Origin of the sequence: Candidatus Vicinibacter proximus (genome assembly GCA_016713905.1) — a bacterium.
GTDB lineage: Bacteria > Bacteroidota > Bacteroidia > Chitinophagales > Saprospiraceae > Vicinibacter > Vicinibacter proximus.
Genome location: JADJOE010000003.1, coordinates 1,959,655 through 1,977,418, shown reverse-complemented (window position 1 = coordinate 1,977,418; position 17,764 = coordinate 1,959,655). Strand labels below are relative to the sequence as shown.

Below are 17,764 nucleotides of genomic sequence, written 5' to 3'. Positions count from 1 at the left end.
TATGTCATCAATAATATTAAAGACCCACGAGATTTCCAAATATTTTCATGACCCGTTATCAGTTCAAGTGTTGAAGGGTATCACATTTGGCATAAATAAGGGTGAGTTCGTTTCCATAATAGGTAAATCTGGTTGTGGTAAATCCACCTTGCTGTACATCCTTTCTACCATGGATACCGATTACGAAGGTGAATTGTTTATCGACGGCACACTCATGCGCAATAAAAGTGAAGGCGAATTGGCAAGAGTTAGAAATGAAAAAATTGGGTTTATTTTCCAGTTTCATTATTTGCTAAACGAGTTTTCAGTCCTCCAAAATGTAATGTTACCCGGACTCAAATTGGGCATTCATTCAGAAAAGGAGGTGGAACATCGTGCTTATGAAAAATTAAAAGTGCTGGGTATTGAAAATGAAGCACTAAAAAGACCAAATCAGTTGTCAGGCGGACAGAAGCAAAGAGTGGCCATTGCTCGCGCTCTGATCAATGATCCTGTTATCATTATGGGGGATGAGCCTACTGGTAATTTGGATAAAAAAAACAGTGAGATTGTATTCGAAATATTTCAGGAGTTAAGTTCTCTATTTAATCAATCGCTGCTGATTGTTACACACGATTATGAATTTGCCAAACGCACCCAGCGAATTATCCAAATGGAGGATGGCAAAATTATTTAAATTCATGTGAATATCTTTTATGCATGTACATCCCTTCCGTTTAAGCGCATTGGTATTCATTATACTTTTTACTTAGAATAAATTAATGGAGAAAATGCTAATCTTATCTCCATTCATTCTTTCCTAAAAAATGTTTTACATTATGCATCAGACCGTTTAATTTATTTTTTGGTCACAACACTACTTTTCGAAATTATCCCCAACTATTAAAACTAAAGTTAAAGTTCAAGTCAATAATATTTTTGACTTTAACTGCCGGCGTTTTGTGCTTTAATACTTTCAATAAGAATGCGGATGCCATCCTTAGGAGCAGTTGCAGTCATGCCAAATTTGTTTTCAAATTTAGTACTGTCGAAAAAATAGTCTTGTTCATATTGATAATTCATCTCTGGAAACTCCCTCATTATTGGGATAAACAAACCAAGTATTTTTAGCAACCATACAGGCACAGTTTGTATTTTAGCTTCTACTTTAAGCTCATTGGCAATCAATTGAATCCATTGACGATTTGTTAATTTCTCCTTGGTTGTCGGAACGTGCCACACTTGATTATAGGCATCTATGGTGTTTCCAAGTATAGCCGTTGCCTTGGCCGCATCTGGTGTAAATGTGTACGAATGAATTTTGTCGATATTACCAAACGCCTGTGCTTTTTTCCCCTTCATAAAATTATCAACTACCATCAAGTTTAGGGCACTGCTTCTATTGTCGGGGCCATAAAAATCAGCCGATCTGGCAATAAGAGCTGTAAGTGTTTTGTTTTCCACTTCCTTCATGATCATTTCATGCAGTTGCTGTCTGACTTCTCCCTTTCTGCTTGATGCCTGAATTGCTGAAGTCTCTGTCATATGGGGAATTGCAGATTTGTCATACATGTATACATTGTCGAAAAAAACAAGTTTGGCATTATGCTTTTTGCAAGCATGGATTACAGCCTCCATAAACGGCGGCCAGATTTTTTGCCAAACGCTTAATTTGTATTCGAATCCTATCACCACATACACTACTTCACTTCCGGCTATTGCCTGGTCTATTTGATTCAAATCATTTACATCGATTGGGTAAAGTTCATCAGTTTCGTTTACCTTTTTTGGATTTCTGCTAACCAATCGAATTTTATCGGTGTACTTCTTTAATTCTTTGGCTAATGGTATGCCGATTGCTCCTCCTGATCCTAGTATGGTTTGCATAATTTTGGTTTGAATGATTATAAATAATTTAAATCTTTATAAGTTATCCAATAATTTCTTGTTTAGTTTGAGAGATTAAAAATCATAAGTCCGGTTGTGAAATCTACCAAAGTCCTTTTTTATGGAGTGGCCAACCCCTCAGTTAATACTCCAAAATCTTTTAGCAATATTGTTCACTTTGAGGCTGAAAATTGGTTTTTTATTTTTTAAATCAAATAACTTATTGAATTGAATCTACCACTCAAAGATACTATATTTTAGTTTTATGTAACAAGGAGGGGGGATATTGTTTCTAAAGTCTTTTTGACAATTTTAATTAATTATATTCAACATGAGTCTTGATCTTTTGTTCAAAGTTATATTATCATGAATTGGAAGTACAATAATCCTTTCGATTATTTGCGAATTCTTTTTCGTCCTTATTTTTAACTTTATTTTTGATCAGATTTTGGAAGTTGTACTCCTTCTTTCTTTTAAATTAAGCCTCTTCGTAAAAGGAAGCAATTGTCTGAATTTTTATTTTATTAGAGGATCTTCTTTTTAAAAGCTCACGAATCAAATTTGGCAGCATCCCATTTTACACCGGTAGGAAATAGTTCTGCCTTTCTTTTTATCATTTCTTCGGCAATCAAAGCGCTGCTCCCACCTTGTTCTTCGAGTTTCGAAATAATGTTGAGATAACTTTTTTCATCCCGGTTTTGACTGAGTTTAAATACATTTTCCATTTTCTCTGCTCTAATTTCAAACCCAACGATGGCAGGCATCATTTTATCTACATATTGTTCAGGAAGATTGTCGATGAAAGTGAGTGATTGTTTATTCCCTTTTTCCATTTTTAGTGTCAGTTTTCGCATAAACTGTATCAACTCTTCATTGGTCATAAAAGAAACCTGACCACCGACATGAACACTCATATAATTCCAGGTAGAACCAACCTGAGGATTACTATACCAGCTAGCACTTACATAACAATTTGGTCCGGTAAATACAAGCAATGCGTTTGGATTTTCAACGAAAGCCTTATGGTGATCCGTGTTACGCATGATGTGTCCTTGCAAATACAGTTCGCCATTTCTTTCTTCCAATAAAACAGGGATCTGTGTGGCAACCTGTATGCCTGATAAAAAACTCCCGGTCATAAAGGCAAAACGATTATCCTCCATGAATTTTACAAGTGTTTGCTTTTCTTTTTCTTTAAAGTAGGTTAAATTGTACATTTAATTCTTTTTGATTATTGTTTATGAGCAATTAATACGGTGTGTATTTCGATTTGGGTAGGTGATTTTTCATATTTTATTTTAAACATTTTGTTTAACCTAAAATTATGTTCAGCTAATTGATTTATTAAATCCTCTAAATTATGGAAATAAAAATACGTTCTGTCTCCGGTACTACCTTCCTGATAGCCTGATTTTTCGGATTCTCCTTCTACAAAACTGATATACAAAAGTCCTTCGTTGTAGAGTAAGTTGGCAGCATCAAAAATAAAATTTTTGCAATCGTCCGGAGATAAATATGGCAGACAGAAACCACAAATTATGCCATCAAATTTTGTTTCGATTTGATCGATTTCTCTGCTGTCCATTATGGCGAAACTGGCTGTAGGGTTATTTTTTTTGGCAAGTGCTATCATATTTGGTGCGATGTCGATGCCGAAAATATCAAAGTCCGGTCGTTTGGATAAAAGATACTTACTGATATTCCCGGGCCCACACCCAATATCTAATATTTTGGCGTTTGTTTGAGTTATTGTATTGCAAAATAAGTCATAGCTTTCATTATATAGCTCTAAGTCCATAAACTTATCCTGGTATAATTCTGCAAGCTTGTTCCAGGTTTCAAATGTTTCTTTATACTTGTCCATATCCATAATTATACTAAAATGGATTTCATCTTCAAAGATAAATATTTTGGTCTCTATACAGTGAAGTTTTAATGCAATAAGCTTTAAACTAAAAAATGCATCTGAATTTTACGTTCTCTTAATTGTTCTTAACATCGAAGCAACTTGAGCTAAAGACAATGCATAATTGTCAAATTCCTCTCTGCAAGGCTGCGCCATGGTAAACAGAGAATAATGTCGGGACAACTATAAATTAACCGCTTTTTGACTAATTCTATCTATGAATAATTGTCTAATGGTCACTAAATGTGAAAATAAAACCAATGGAACTATTATAGATGGAAGCCAGTTAAATGGGAAATACAATACGGCAATGTTGGGTTGGTCGAAAGCAAATTTTTGAAAGGTAAATGGAGCGGACAGGATGGCATTCGTTACAATATTTAACAGAAGTCCAAGACAGATGAAATTCCAAATCAAAATTACTTTTCTACCTAATTGCTTTGTTTTAAAACCGAAATAAAAAATAAATGGCGCAGTCAATCCAGATAGAATATCAAAATTTCTACCCTCAAAGGTCATCAATTCTGGAACAGTCTTATATGCGAAAAGCCAGTACAAAACCATTTCAACCGGTATTCTGATTACATGCAAAATGCTTAAACTTTTTAGATCCAAATTATCCATGTAAAGTCTGCCTTGTGTCGTGTAAAATAGTCCGCCGGTAAAAAGTATCGGCGGTAGCACTAATAACAGAAATCGTGGTGGTATGGTGTCTGTTACGATATAAAAGTCTGAAAGTCCGATAACAGTCTGGAATACCAACCAAATGACTAAAATGAATAATGTAGTTTTGGAGTTATTAGCCGCTTTGTAAAAGAATCCTACTGTCCATATAGTAGTCAGTGCGAAAACTATGCTTACGTAAGAGGGTAAATTTTCCATGTTCTGTAGGTCTAATTATAAATTCAATTCTTGTATTGTCGAGTAGATGTCAAAATAGTCCTAAATTTCGTATAAATTTTTAATTTCTGGTTAATAAGATTTAGTGTTACGAAATGAAAAAAGCCTTGATTTTTTTGGTGCTTATTTGTACCAAGACAAAAAGAACAATGCAATATAATGGAATTTAAGACAACTTTAGTGAATAACGGGGTTCCCAAAACTGGTATCTTCCAAATTTTTTAGATGAATCCCAGATTTTGTCGAATAACAATCAGTCGTCATCATTTTTAAAAAAAGTTTACTTTATTACTCTTCAATAAATTTAAAAACTCAAAAACCAATAATAAATTAATTACTCAAAAGTAATAAATAAGTCTTGTATTGGTAATAATATTGCGGCTGAGCAATGACAAAATTATAATATAAGTAATGATGCCGATGGATTGCAAATCCAATTGGATATTGTATGTTTGCTCTTCAGCTTCTTTTAATTTTGTTTCTGCCAATTACAACTGGCGGATATCTTCTGTAAAATTCATCTGGGTCGCCTGTTTAATTTTTGTGGCACTAAACAAACTGTCATTGGCTTTTCTGTAAATTTCAGAATATTCAAAGGGACTGTCACAGTTGTAGTCCTGTAAATATCCAAAAGCAATTTTGCAGACGATATAATATTGAGCCAGTGATGAGTAATACTGACTTTCTCTGGTTGTGGATTTTTTTCTTGATTGCTTCTTTAATGGTTAAATCAAAATAAGCTACGACAAGAGCTTTGTTTCCAAGTTTACCCTGAATTCTGGCCAAAGACTCATATATCCAGTGGATATAATCATAATATTTGATTCGGAAGCAGATGTCGTAAGCCGTTTAGGCATACATTAAAGTAAAATCTAGTTCGTTAAGTTCATTATACGAATCTCCCAACAACCAATAAGACCGGAGCTGCATAATTTCATTGTTGTCTTTAATGGGGCAATGTCATACCCTTAAAAGCTTAACGCTATCGTTCTCTCAAAGTCTCCTTGTTCGTAAAAATACAATCGAAGATGAAGCTTTAAATCCTTTAACATTTCCAGATTGTTTGCTTTTTCAGCAACCTCTATCGACTTCAATCTATACTCTAAGCCCTTTACAGTATTTCCAAATGAAATGTAATCCATTCCGATCTGAGACAATGCCAAATGCTTCGATGATTTTGTCCTTATTTTTTAGGAATAGTACCAATATTCGTTGGGCATGTTGGAGGTCCACCATAGAGCCTTTGGTTTCCGGGTCGCCAAGAAATAAGTTTAAGGATTTTAATCGTTTGCTTTCATCTATTTCTGCTGAAAATGTTTGATATACGGAATCAATATCTAAAGTTTGCCCAACCAATATTTGAACACTCAAACAAAAACTTAAGAGAATTATTATTTTTTCATATTTAGTTTTACGAATCGAATCTTTTTTCTATCCGTTTACATTACTTCCTTCAATTTGTTTTATGAGCCTTCATATCGATTTCAATAAGCTGTCCTGAAATGGCTAAACCTTTTACTTAGAGTCAGGTACCGGTCGGAAATTACTTTTTGTAAATGGAATTCCTAATGCCCGATACTTTGATGAAGTCAACCATGTTTATCGAATAGACGTTCTCAGCTACAACATCATCAAAAGTATAGCCATAATGTTTTAATATTTTTTCCAGTTCGCTGTAGCAATTTTTCATTTGCTACACCATATCACCGTGAACCACTATATCCCTTTTGTCGTCCATGATAACGGCGCCGGATATTTTTAAGTCATCCCCATTTCTCATTGCAAATGAATGACCGAAAGATTTTTCTAGTTTGGTCTTAATAGAAAATATTCCACTTCATCAGGCTTTTCCACAGGTTCCTGGACTTCGTTTGCGGATTCCTTACTGGCGGTCAACAGGGAGATAAAAATTGCATGTTTAGTACAGATAAAATTTTGTATTTGATTTTCATGGTCTGGTTTTTAATTGATTACTCTTATCGGTTTTTAGCTACACTTGTTTTATTTTTCTTAAATGAGCATTCAAAGTTCTAAGCAGTAATTGCAATTTGTGGATAGAGCCAGCGATCCTGACATATGAGCTGCATTGCTAAACCATTCCCTGTTAAAACTAAATATTTATTTAGTTTTAACAGAGAATTATTTATTTAGGTGTAAGTTTCATTTCTTTCAGTATTTCATGAACAATTTCCTTGCGTGACAAATCAAAATCAATTGCACGATTTACATCATTTAATTTTTCAGTCTCAACTTGAACACAGTTTGAAAAATAGTAAACCCTATCTTTTGTTTCAAGGTAGCCAACATACCACCCAATATCCTTATTGCCGTATCCTCCCCAGCCGGTTTTTCCTCTTATGATATAATCCATTGTGTCCTTGATGATCATTATGTTTTTCACAATGTCGCTCGAACGCTGAGAAAATGGAAGTTCATTATCGTGAAGTCGTTTTAGAAAATCAATCTGTTGCTCCGGCGAGATCCGTAGTCCACCTGTGAGCCAAAACTGGTCAATACCACCTGAGGTGTCTACATTGCCATAGTTTGCTTTCTCCAGCCAGTGAAGCATTTGTTGTCCACCAACCCTTCTAGCCAATTCCTGATAATACCAGACCGTAGAGTTTGCGAAAGCTGACTTCAGGTCGTGGTCTTTGTCCCACACAGGATTCCTAACCACACTGTCCCACGGAATTACGAAGTCCTTATCTTTTATAACGCCTGTTTCAAGCCCGATAAGCGAATTACAAATTTTAAAAGTCGAAGCAGGGGAAAATGTTTGTTTGAACTGGCCTTGGTTGTAATAAATATACTTGTCGTTCTGAGGGTCGTAAAGTACGAAAGAACCCTCCACATGGAAGCGCTCATATAATGTTTTAAAGTCTTCCCGAATTTCAGTCGTTCCTTTTTGCTTACAACCTGTCAGTCCGAAAAAAGCTAATGCCAAAAGCAGTGTCGTAAGTTTGATTGTCTCCATATATTTGCTGTTAAAGAAGGAAGGTGAAAATACCATTTTATTATTTCTAAATCCAACAATTACTGTGTTTTATTTGGCTCATTTTAAGCATTCGGATTTCGTGATTTTGGTAAAAGACCTATAAAAACAAGGACTCTGATGAATCAACACTTATTGGTTACCATCCAAGTATTGAAATTTGACTATCTGTGGCTAGCATAAAGATCTATCTAACTGTTCCCGGCAGGTAACCACGAATTGTTATATCCATAATTTAAGGTATTTGGAATTGGAGTTGACATTCAGAAACTTAAATAGGGTTTAAACAATTAATCACAAATAGAATAAAATTTCAATATTTGTGAGGTGAGATTGTTAACAGATTCCGTATACCTCTATTCGTAAAAGTAAATTCGTATACTTTTTCTAAATATTTCCGAATGTATCTACACAGTCAGTTTTTTTGCTTCATCCTCACTAACCATGCATGCAGGGTCATTGGTCCTAACATTCTTGAATTCCATTGTAAGGTGGCAAAGCATTTTATTTTTGCCGAACATCCCAATGCAAAACCAAATTAAACTGTATTGCGTGCGTCATAAAATGGTTGAAATGATATAATATGGAAATAGAATTTGTTCAACTCCTGGAAATTAATAGATCATTTTATGTCAGCTTTGTGGCAAAGAATGGCTAACATTATTTCGACATAGAAAATTTAACTATTGAGTTCTCTACTGGTTTTAAATTGTGTAGATATTCATAAATGGCCGCTAAGTCATCTGTTGTCATGCCAGTATACATTGTCCATGGCATTGGCGTTTGAAATTCGCCCGATTTCACAATTATATGTTTGTAAGAACTATCTGAATACATTTTAAATCGAGTTATAAATTGTTCCTTTGTCCAATTTCCGATTCCTGTTGTCTTGTCGGGTGTTAGATTAGAAGATCTTACAATAGAACCGGAACCATCTGGTAACATAAATTCGAATCCTCCAGCAAATACTTCTCCAACAAATTTGCCTTTTTCTTGTTTGGTGTGGCAATCCATGCATCCTGCAGAAGTAACCATATACTTTCCATAGCTAACGACATCAGATTTTGATGGAATTTTTTTAAACTCCGATTTCTTTGGAAGGGTGTTTATAATGAAATTCATCGGAAAGTCTGAGCTTGATTTTTCAGGTTCATTTTTTATGGGTTCTATACTTCTGATATATGCAATTACAGCAGCGATATCATCCACATCCAATTGACCGAAATTATGATAGGGCATAATTGAAAATAAAGCTCTTCCATCTTTTGAAACACCTGTTGTTATAGCTCTGAAAATTTCTCCATCAGACCATTTACCTAGGTTGTAAGGGGTAATATTGCTTGAAATATATTTACCTGGAAACCCGGTTTTCTGATCAAAGACTTCCCCCCCTTGCCCTTCAGTCCCTGCAATAATTGGACCTGAAAATAATGTCCAATCCCTTTTTGAATGACAATCCATACACACCATAACATGATTTGCCAAATAGTATCCGCGTTCGATGTTTTCTGGACTCATTTCAACTTTTATTTCAGGAGGATTACCAACGGCAGGTAACATGTTTTTTACATAAATGAGTAGTAATGCAAACAGCAATAATATTACACAAAAAATATAAGCGAATATTTTCAAAAGTCTTTTCATAAGGTGATTTGTTTATTATAGTCTTTAAAAATGTAAATGCTCCAGAATACGCCAATTAATTGTATACCTGAATATGCCAATGTATTGGAAAGGTTATCATAGCTATAGGTTCCCTGAATTACATTTTTATACATAAAGAAAAACGGCACACAAACCAAAAGGGAACCAACACGCAACCATACTGGGAAAATTTTACAGAAACTTATTAGAAACAATGCAGGAACTAAGGGCAAGATAATTGTAGCCATTTTTTCTTCGTTAACGGCATTGATTGCACTGGATGCGAAGGATACACCATAAGCGATTCCAAACAGCGTAAAACCGGCCGCAGCAATATTTTGGCCCCTACTTCCAATATACCTGTTTGCCAACACACTGGCCATTATGGCCATAGAGTCGCCAACTTGCCATAGAGTCATTTGGGGATAACTGTTTTGAGAAAAGAAGGAGCCTGTTAATCCAAAGAGAAAATTAATGCTATAGCCAACAGCCATAATCATTAACAGAAGTTTGGTTTCTTTTTGAATATTCATTTTACAAGATTATTTATAGGATATAAATATTTTTTTATTTAAAATCAAAAGGCCAATAATAATAGCCCAAAGGGGGGCAAGAACAAGATACAGGTTAAGGGCGGTATCAGATATGGATTTTATTTCCAGGATATTTCCTAAACCATCCAATAATGAAATTATACCTACCAACATCGTAAACCATCCCATATAGGAATTCTCTTTCTTGATTAAAATTCCTATACCTGTCATCCAAACACCACATACAATTGTATCAAACAGATTCCATATACCGTTTCCAACCATTACTGAAAAAGATTCAAATATCAATTTGATGGTCTCTTGTTGGTCGGTGGAAGAAATGTGGAACTTTGACAGTAATGAAGGCCATGTAGCAGCAAGAATCGATGCGCCAATGGCCCCTGCCAGTATATATGATGTTCCGCAAAAGGTAATCAGATTTCGCCATGGTGTTTTACCCGAAAGCCATTCATGAATAAAAAACAACACAGGCAATAGCAATAAATAATATCCGAAAATGTCTGCAATCATGCTCCATCTGAGCATTCCGATATCCACACCCGGTAGGGAAAAAATCAGGATAGGATTAGAAAAAAATTCAAAGTTGAAACCCACGGAACCAGCGACTAATAGGTAGCTGATAAATCCAACTACACCGGATACTATTGTAATCCAAGCCACTGAATTTTTGTAATAATGTTTATCTTCCATTTGCCAGAAGTATTTTATGGACGGTTAATAATTATAGCAAATATTGGAAAGAGATGCCTGTTAAAAATTGTATAATTCGGACATTTTTTAAATTATCTGATAATATGTCCTGGCAGTCCTTTAATGGATTTCTGATATTCTTTGGGTGTGAGGTCAGTATAAGATTTAAATTCTCTGATAAAATGAGATTGGTCATAATACCCCGCCTCCAGTCCAATTTGTGTAAGGGATAAATCTGAAGTGTGCAGTAAATGCAAAGAGAAAAGATATTTATTGTAGAGTAAAAATGTTTCCAAATTCATTCCCAACCACTCCGTTGACAGACGCCTTAATTGACGGTCTGAAATTGGTATACTGTGGCAGAATTCCTTTACTTTAAGTTCATTTAATTTTTGTTTATAAAACAAGTTGTGAAAATGATCTATACCTTTATAATGTTTTGATTTTGAAATTTTCTGGTGTAGCCAATTTCTTATAGTTTCCACTTGTTCTTTAAATGTTTTCATCAAACTCAATTGATGGAATAATGTATTGAGTGATTTGCAAACCTCCGAACTCTCCACAACGTTATTGTTGAATTCCTGCACTGTTACATTAAACAACCCTTTTAGCCCTATGGCATTTAATTGAATGCCTAAAAATAATTGTTGTCCGCTTTTAATTAGATTGAATGGCTTAAAATTGATGCCGTTAATAAAGCAGTAAGGCAATGTCTTCTTAATATCCAAGGCATGGTTAATGTAAGTGATACTGTCTGAAAGATTAAAGATTATTTCAACTGTCCCTTTAGGCAATATTGTTTCTTTCATTTCAAGAATATTATATTCCTGTAGTCTCCAAATGCTTTTGATAAAATACCTTTCCTTTTCATCAGAAGGAAAATATATGTACGCATGGTTGGTCATTTGTGACTGCCGTTATCGGTATTTTTTGCCTTTCGTATAACTTTTTAGTATAGTACCCGATAGTTTAGCCAATGAGCTTAAACTTCGGATACAGAGGTAAAGTTAAGTAAAAATCTGAATGATTTAAATAAGGAGAGTATACTTTTTTTATCCATTTCGTACTATGAAAAATGTAGGACAGGCTAGGTGTTTCTATTTAATGCAATTAACCTGGGTGTTCATTTTTATAATTTGAACGGTATAGATTTTAAAATTCTAACACTTTGTGAAAATATTTTGTATTTTGTTATGGTGGTCATTGGTAATTTTTATCTACAATGAGTTTATTCTCTTTTATTTCAGTTTAAATTATAATGGATTAAAAGGCTATTTCTCCTGGATGCGTGAGTACTTTACCAAGGATTTTGGAAACAACATATTCAAAGGATTAACCTCCATTTGGATTTTGATCCGTATACCCCTTTATGAATTGAAACATTAAGCTATATCGTTAAATTTCCGCATTACGTTTTTGTTGTCTTTATGTAATTTAAGTAGTTTAAAACATCCCATTTTCGTTTACGATGTCGGCAGGAACAGCTTGTCCGAAGTCCCAAAGTTCTGCGATTTTGTCTTGGTCAAATTTAAAAATATGAATAACCGCGATTTCTATATTGCCATGTTTCAATTGCACACGAGAATGAACAGCAACTAAATTTCCATCCTCCAAAGATCTTTGGATTTCAAAAATCTTGTTGGGATTTTTTAACGCATTTTCTTCCATGGCAGTCATTAAAGTAAGTCTGTCTCCTTTAAAGTATGCATTATGGTGTATAAAATTGTCGGCTACGAATAATTCAAAAGCTTTGTGTGATTCTCCTTTTGAAGCAAGCATCAGAAAGTTTTCTGCGATTTCTCTTTTTGACATAAGATCTTAATTCTTCTTCTTTTCTGTTGTTTTAGTCAGAAATTTTTCAATCATGGGAAAGACCAGATCGCTTTCTTTAAAGTCAGGAGTTATGGTTGTTACCTCTCCGATATATTGCCCGTGTGAACCTGGAATGATGGCTAATTCAGAATTGGCAATTTGTCTATGCAATTCTATGGCGTGTTCTGGTGTGATTATGTCTTTGTCAGCTATGATAATTAAAGTAGATGCTTGGATAGATTTAATTTGCTCGTCCGGAATGTTTTTGAAATTTACCATTCTTTTAGCATCTCTGTCATGCATAACTTTTAGTCCGTTCGGGTCTTTTGCCACTTTTTTGTAACTTTCTTTTAGTTGTTCAGGCATATTTTCCAATTTAGCTTGTGACATAAAATCCCAAAACCATTCCGGTACGCCATTTCTTTTGGCAAGTGCTGAAGCTAAAATCAGTTTATCCACTAAAGAAGGATGACGAATGGCAATTTGCATTGCAGTTGTTCCTCCATTGCTGAAACCGAGAAAATCAGATTGGTCAATATTTAAATTTTTGAGAAGGGCAGCCACATCGTCCGCATCTTGTTCAAATGTAAGGTCAGCGTTTCGGTCATTGGTTCTTCCATGAGCTTGTAATTCCATGGCAATTACCATTCTTTTTTGAGCAAGCAATGGAATGATTTTTTCAAAACTTGTCTGTATGGTTGAGCCACCCCCGTGGATTAATACAATGGGTTTGCCTTGTCCGTATATTTCATAATACATGCTCAATCCATTTACTTCGGAATAAGCTTTTTTTAAAATCAAACTGTCATTCGCGATCATCTCCATACCGTTTATTTTCTTTTCAATTTTGTTAGGACACAAGGTTAGATTCAATATGGTTAATGCTAAATAAGTAATAATATTATTCATGTTTTATGTGTATATATCAAATAGATCCTCCTTTTAGTGGTCCACTTTTGGGGCTGTTTGTTTTTATTTTCTTGTTAATTTATATCTCAGGTGAGTGGTATAATTGGATGGGATTACCTCTGCAATTTGAATATCATAAATGTCTTTTTTTATACAGTCAAAAAGACGAATACCGCTTCCAAGAAAAACGGGAGCGATGTGAATGAAAAACTCGTCCACAAGCCCGGCATTGAGGAATTGTTGAATAATATTTGCACCTCCCTGTATTCTTATAACTTTGCCATTGGCTGATTTTCTTGCTTTTTCCAATGCACTATATATACCATCATTAATGAAATAAAAGACTGTTGTTCCTTTTTGAATCCAGGGTTCCCGTTTTTCATGTGTCAACACATAAACATCGGCCTGATATAAATCTTCCGGCCAATGGACTTCCCCTTCTTCAAACATTCTTTTTCCCATAATGTAGGAACCTGTTCTTGCGAAAACATCTTCAATGAGCTTACTGTCTGCGCCATATTCTTCGCCACCTTCCATTTTAATGTGTTTCCAAAAAGCTTTTTGTTTAAACATCCATTTGTGAATTTCCCCTGAAACGCCCCCCATAGGATTGTCTGGACTTCTGTTGTCCCCTGCGAAAAATCCATCCAATGAAATTCCGCTGTCGAAGATAATTTTGCTCATGAGATTTTATTTATTGGGGTCAAAGTTAATATTCTATTATTGTACAAATAGGCTGAAGTAATATTTTTGTACCTGCTGAACTTACTATGTGCTCATTTATTGTCTCGCAGTTTTTCTTTTTTATTGAGTTTGTTCAGAGTTTCCAGGATTCTCGCGACTTTGGTGTCGTCTGTTTTAGCGGAATAAATCCAATCTATGAATTCTTTTCTTTGTCCGTCCGTATAAGTTAAGAAGGTTTCGTAAGCATTCTTTTCTTCCTTTAAGCAAGTTAAAAATTCTTCCGGTATTTCTGTTGGCGCATGATCTGCATATAAAATAACTTTAACCCGGTCGCCTGCTTTTTTTCCAATTAATTTCCTTATTTCAGCTTTGACAGGTAAAAAAAGGCTACCGTTACCCATTGGCATTAATTTGTAATTCTTGATCTCAAAGTGGTCAATTCGACCTTTTACTTTAACCCAACCAAAAGGGGAATGTTTGTTTTGCAGAATTTCCGGTATGACTGCATATGTCCAGCCTCCTTTTCCGGGAAACTTTTCCAGCGTGTATTCACGGTCTACCAAAGGCTTTTCTAATTCCATACAAGAGTCACTTGGTTATAAATAGTATAGACTGCTGGATGAATACACACATGCGAAATGAATCATTATGATGATCCGGAATAAAGAAAGTATCATTGTGTATACACAGATCAAGAAATGCATTTATCTTATTCAGAAAGAAAGGAAAGTCTGAATAACATATGGTGTAGTAGTTCATGTGGTTATCGATTCTGTATTCATGGACATTCATTTTCGAGATTATCTTTAGTACAAATTTAATAATTTCAGGTAAATGGAGAGAATTCTTAAGTATACTAAATGGTTATGCTTATTGAAAATTTTTAATAGGATATATTTTATGGATTTAGTTAAAGGAGCGCTTAACTTAAATGGATTCTAAATCCTTTGTTAACTTAGTAGAATAGCTGGAAAACAACCAGAGAAACCATTTGCAATTCTATAAAATATTCGTAATTTTATGTGGACTATATCCTACAATTTTACCTGGTTAAATTATTCGGATTTCAAGGAATATATGTTTTTAAGGATAGAATAAATGAAATAACTAAAATGGGCACTGATTCACATATGTCAGACAGCATGAGACTCAGTTTTACTTTGTAATTACTTGGTTTTATATTCTTGCATTTGAAGTAAGATTTTCCTTTTTCAGACTAAATATTTACTTTATAGTCAACTTAAATGCAATTTCTTTTAAATTCCCTTTGCTTGGTAAAATTTTAATGGTGACTGTATTGAATTAAAATGCCTCATTGCGATAGCACTACATTTTTACCAAGTGTTTTAAAGCGCGTACCATCCTTTTGTAAAACGGTTAATGTAATGTGTCCTGTCTTGCTGGTTCTTAAGTCTTGTATGATGCCTGACTTCCCTTATGTGTTCCGCCCACAACAATACATTGGTCACCATTTTTTAACACTTCAGATATTATTTTATTTTTGATTTAAAATGGTAGTTTGACCACTTAATAGTTTCCATCCAGCTTTCCGTTTGATCAAAACACCTGTTTCCACAAGTTGGAAGGTCATTATTTTTCCATTTGAGTCAGTCATCATTGAATGTTGTCGTCCCGTGTATGTTGCAATGTCATTACTCAATGGAACAATTCTTAAAGATTCAAAAGAATTATCAATGGATTTAAATTTGGGTGCATTCTCTTCTAAAACATGAACAACACTGTCGTAAGATATACAACTTGAATACCCTGGAGGAACCCAAAAGAAATCCGGTGAATGGTCGAGGTAATTAAATTCTGCAGTCAGTCCTGATTTTCTGATGTCGTCGTAATAATTACTTAATGTCTGGCGTACATCCAACTCAATTCTTGCTTTATCATCTTTGGTCATCGTTGTGTATTCTTGACACGAAAAGATGGCAATGAAGATAAAAAGAAGGATTGCTTGTCGGGTCAAAGATGCTCGCTTTTTAGTTTGTTTCATTATGTTGTTTTTAGGTATTTACAATGATATCATACATTTTATAATGCTATCTGGTTTTTGCCAAAGAGTTTATAATTCCGCTTTGGTGGTAAAAATAAGTAAAAATTGGATTTTATCAATATGGTGGTAACCGGTCTTACTAATGCAATTAGCTGGTAAACCTAATGGAGTCTAAAGAATTTGGAATTCTTGGATTAAATATTTGTGTCTTCTATTTAGTTGTAGTATGCCTGCTATATCTAATCTGATCACCTCCAACTAAAATTCAAGCTGATCTGAAGAAAGCATTTGTGTATATTTGTTTGGAGGAATATTTACAAACACAAGGAACCACCATCAAATATTGACATACAAGAAAAACTGATATCCAGAAATTTTACATAACAATTTGGAACCAAAAATGAATCAATAACTTGGAATGAGTTTGTATTCACAGGGGAACATCATTGGATATACTGGTTTATATAATTGCATCAACCAGGCGGGACCGAAAATCGAATTTCTTTGACTTGGAATAAAATCTAATATATGCATTGCAAATTATAGAATTATTTTAATTAAAAATGATTTTATGTACTATTTTCTTACTCCCGGAAACCATTTGAAGGATGAAAATTCCGCTACCGACGAAGGATTTATTAATGACAACTTCTTCATTAGACATAACAAATTTTTGATAAAGTAGCTGCCCGTTCATGTTGTATAATCTCAGCATCTGTGGATTCCCATCTGCGTCTCCCGAATTGATAATAGTAATCGATTCAGAAGAGGGGTTTGGATAAATGGTGATTCCTGATTGTTGCTGGCTATTTTCTGTTGAATTGATCAGGGAGACAGTTTTAAAAAATTCCCAAAACAATTCCGCTTCAATTGGTGGATTTGGCAATTGATTAAGGTAGTTGGTACCATTGAAGTATTCATGTTCTAAGCCATAAAAGATACTCCATCTGAAGAAGGCCTTTGTTTCACCCGGCAGGGGATCTGTAAAAGTATAGTGGATATAGTAGGCATTTGAGTCTTTGGAATAATTCCAGCTCAAACCCATGGCAATAAGGTGGCTGGAAAGGTTATTCGAATTTACTGCAACTGCCGTGTCGTTAAATGGACAGGGTCTTCCCAACCTATCTATAAAATTGTGATCATGAGTACCTCTTATAGCCCAAGTAGGAACTTTTGGGTTCATTGGTTTAATATCTCTTTCATCAAGATTACCACTTCCGCACCCAACTGCTGCAAATACACCTGGCATTTCAATAGTTAATTTCGGGACCATCGTGCCACCACCTGAAAACCCGGAAGCATATATTTTTTTTGTATTTATTGGTATGATAGCTGAAATCGTATCCAACATTTTATAAAAAAAAGGAATATCATCTCTTAGGGTATCACCTGGACAAAGTATAGAAAGGGTATTTCCATGACTCCATTTTGTTTGAACCCCTTCAGTGGTGCAATAGATCGAAGCAGTGGGAAAAACTACGAGAAATTTTTCTTTCTCGGCGACTTCCTTCCATCCTGATATATTATAGAATTGTGGTCCGCTCTGATTGCTACCATGGAGCATAAAAACCAATGGGTAACCTCCCGAAGGTATGTTACCGGAAGGCCTGAAGATTACAAATTCACGTAATTCTTCATTGATGAACGTTGTTGCATCGATCCTTTGTTGAGCATAAAAATTATAGGAGTGTACTAATAAGATAAAAGTCAAGATTATTTTTAAATGTTGTTTCATTTCTTTTAAATTATGTGAAATCAAATATTATTATTAAATAAATGCCAGTTAAATTGTGATTCAACGGAAG

Annotated in this window: 17 protein-coding genes; 1 reads left to right on the top strand and 16 read right to left on the bottom strand. The window is 34.6% G+C overall.

What is annotated here, in order from left to right; translation table 11 throughout:
- Window position 1: 1 nt before the first annotated feature.
- A complete protein-coding gene (locus IPJ83_16420) occupies window positions 2-676 on the top strand; it encodes an ABC transporter ATP-binding protein (protein ID MBK7882119.1) in 675 nt (224 codons plus the stop codon).
- Between the two features lie 248 nt (window positions 677-924).
- On the opposite strand, the gene IPJ83_16415 is transcribed toward IPJ83_16420, so the two are convergent.
- The 16 genes from IPJ83_16415 to IPJ83_16340 form a co-directional block, all read right to left on the bottom strand.
- Entirely contained in the window at window positions 925-1,866 is a 942-nt protein-coding gene (locus IPJ83_16415; protein ID MBK7882118.1) for an NAD-dependent epimerase/dehydratase family protein, read from the bottom strand.
- A gap of 548 nt (window positions 1,867-2,414) precedes the next feature.
- Window positions 2,415-3,083, bottom strand: a complete 669-nt coding sequence (locus IPJ83_16410; GenBank protein MBK7882117.1) for an FMN-binding negative transcriptional regulator — start codon at window positions 3,081-3,083, stop codon at window positions 2,415-2,417.
- 14 nt (window positions 3,084-3,097) lie between these two features.
- Window positions 3,098-3,730 (bottom strand): class I SAM-dependent methyltransferase, encoded by a 633-nt coding sequence (locus tag IPJ83_16405; protein MBK7882116.1) that lies wholly within the window; start codon window positions 3,728-3,730, stop codon window positions 3,098-3,100.
- Between the two features lie 225 nt (window positions 3,731-3,955).
- Window positions 3,956-4,654 carry a hypothetical protein gene (locus IPJ83_16400; GenBank protein MBK7882115.1) on the bottom strand — a complete coding sequence of 233 codons (699 nt, stop codon included), beginning with the start codon at window positions 4,652-4,654 and terminating at the stop codon, window positions 3,956-3,958.
- A gap of 1,113 nt (window positions 4,655-5,767) precedes the next feature.
- Window positions 5,768-6,043, bottom strand: a complete 276-nt coding sequence (locus tag IPJ83_16395) for a hypothetical protein (GenBank protein ID MBK7882114.1) — start codon at window positions 6,041-6,043, stop codon at window positions 5,768-5,770.
- A gap of 772 nt (window positions 6,044-6,815) precedes the next feature.
- Complete coding sequence (gene blaOXA / locus IPJ83_16390; protein ID MBK7882113.1) at window positions 6,816-7,646, bottom strand: class D beta-lactamase; 831 nt, start codon at window positions 7,644-7,646, stop codon at window positions 6,816-6,818.
- Between the two features lie 678 nt (window positions 7,647-8,324).
- The gene (locus tag IPJ83_16385; protein MBK7882112.1) at window positions 8,325-9,308 is read right to left on the bottom strand and encodes a c-type cytochrome; all 984 of its coding nucleotides are present in this window, start codon (window positions 9,306-9,308) and stop codon (window positions 8,325-8,327) included.
- Window positions 9,305-9,841: a hypothetical protein gene (locus IPJ83_16380; GenBank protein MBK7882111.1), complete on the bottom strand. Its 537-nt coding sequence runs from the start codon at window positions 9,839-9,841 to the stop codon at window positions 9,305-9,307. The genes IPJ83_16385 and IPJ83_16380 overlap by 4 nt, the downstream gene beginning before the upstream one ends.
- Window positions 9,842-9,850: 9 nt before the next feature.
- Window positions 9,851-10,552 (bottom strand): hypothetical protein, encoded by a 702-nt coding sequence (locus IPJ83_16375; GenBank protein ID MBK7882110.1) that lies wholly within the window; start codon window positions 10,550-10,552, stop codon window positions 9,851-9,853.
- Window positions 10,553-10,644: 92 nt separating this feature from the next.
- A complete protein-coding gene (locus IPJ83_16370) occupies window positions 10,645-11,361 on the bottom strand; it encodes a helix-turn-helix transcriptional regulator (GenBank protein MBK7882109.1) in 717 nt (238 codons plus the stop codon).
- 634 nt (window positions 11,362-11,995) lie between these two features.
- On the bottom strand, window positions 11,996-12,364 hold the full coding sequence (locus IPJ83_16365; GenBank protein MBK7882108.1) for a nuclear transport factor 2 family protein: 369 nt from the start codon (window positions 12,362-12,364) through the stop codon (window positions 11,996-11,998).
- Between the two features lie 6 nt (window positions 12,365-12,370).
- The gene (locus IPJ83_16360) at window positions 12,371-13,183 is read right to left on the bottom strand and encodes an alpha/beta hydrolase (protein ID MBK7882107.1); all 813 of its coding nucleotides are present in this window, start codon (window positions 13,181-13,183) and stop codon (window positions 12,371-12,373) included.
- Between the two features lie 153 nt (window positions 13,184-13,336).
- Window positions 13,337-13,957, bottom strand: a complete 621-nt coding sequence (locus IPJ83_16355; GenBank protein MBK7882106.1) for a dihydrofolate reductase family protein — start codon at window positions 13,955-13,957, stop codon at window positions 13,337-13,339.
- A 92-nt stretch (window positions 13,958-14,049) separates the two neighbouring features.
- On the bottom strand, window positions 14,050-14,538 hold the full coding sequence (locus tag IPJ83_16350) for a DUF1905 domain-containing protein (GenBank protein MBK7882105.1): 489 nt from the start codon (window positions 14,536-14,538) through the stop codon (window positions 14,050-14,052).
- A gap of 914 nt (window positions 14,539-15,452) precedes the next feature.
- The gene (locus IPJ83_16345; protein MBK7882104.1) at window positions 15,453-15,959 is read right to left on the bottom strand and encodes a nuclear transport factor 2 family protein; all 507 of its coding nucleotides are present in this window, start codon (window positions 15,957-15,959) and stop codon (window positions 15,453-15,455) included.
- Window positions 15,960-16,512: 553 nt separating this feature from the next.
- Complete coding sequence (locus IPJ83_16340; protein ID MBK7882103.1) at window positions 16,513-17,694, bottom strand: T9SS type A sorting domain-containing protein; 1,182 nt, start codon at window positions 17,692-17,694, stop codon at window positions 16,513-16,515.
- Window positions 17,695-17,764: the final 70 nt, after the last annotated feature.

Bases quoted from the DNA above. Each gene is read 5' to 3' on its own strand.
- IPJ83_16420 (MBK7882119.1), top strand. From the start codon at position 2: ATGTCATCAATAATATTAAAGACCCACGAGATTTCCAAATATTTTCAT.
- IPJ83_16415 (MBK7882118.1), bottom strand. From the start codon at position 1,866: ATGCAAACCATACTAGGATCAGGAGGAGCAATCGGCATACCATTAGCC.
- IPJ83_16410 (MBK7882117.1), bottom strand. From the start codon at position 3,083: ATGTACAATTTAACCTACTTTAAAGAAAAAGAAAAGCAAACACTTGTA.
- IPJ83_16405 (MBK7882116.1), bottom strand. From the start codon at position 3,730: ATGGACAAGTATAAAGAAACATTTGAAACCTGGAACAAGCTTGCAGAA.
- IPJ83_16400 (MBK7882115.1), bottom strand. From the start codon at position 4,654: ATGGAAAATTTACCCTCTTACGTAAGCATAGTTTTCGCACTGACTACT.
- blaOXA (MBK7882113.1), bottom strand. From the start codon at position 7,646: ATGGAGACAATCAAACTTACGACACTGCTTTTGGCATTAGCTTTTTTC.
- IPJ83_16385 (MBK7882112.1), bottom strand. From the start codon at position 9,308: ATGAAAAGACTTTTGAAAATATTCGCTTATATTTTTTGTGTAATATTA.
- IPJ83_16380 (MBK7882111.1), bottom strand. From the start codon at position 9,841: ATGAATATTCAAAAAGAAACCAAACTTCTGTTAATGATTATGGCTGTT.
- IPJ83_16375 (MBK7882110.1), bottom strand. From the start codon at position 10,552: ATGGAAGATAAACATTATTACAAAAATTCAGTGGCTTGGATTACAATA.
- IPJ83_16370 (MBK7882109.1), bottom strand. From the start codon at position 11,361: ATGAAAGAAACAATATTGCCTAAAGGGACAGTTGAAATAATCTTTAAT.
- IPJ83_16365 (MBK7882108.1), bottom strand. From the start codon at position 12,364: ATGTCAAAAAGAGAAATCGCAGAAAACTTTCTGATGCTTGCTTCAAAA.
- IPJ83_16360 (MBK7882107.1), bottom strand. From the start codon at position 13,183: ATGATCGCGAATGACAGTTTGATTTTAAAAAAAGCTTATTCCGAAGTA.
- IPJ83_16355 (MBK7882106.1), bottom strand. From the start codon at position 13,957: ATGAGCAAAATTATCTTCGACAGCGGAATTTCATTGGATGGATTTTTC.
- IPJ83_16350 (MBK7882105.1), bottom strand. From the start codon at position 14,538: ATGGAATTAGAAAAGCCTTTGGTAGACCGTGAATACACGCTGGAAAAG.
- IPJ83_16345 (MBK7882104.1), bottom strand. From the start codon at position 15,959: ATGAAACAAACTAAAAAGCGAGCATCTTTGACCCGACAAGCAATCCTT.
- IPJ83_16340 (MBK7882103.1), bottom strand. From the start codon at position 17,694: ATGAAACAACATTTAAAAATAATCTTGACTTTTATCTTATTAGTACAC.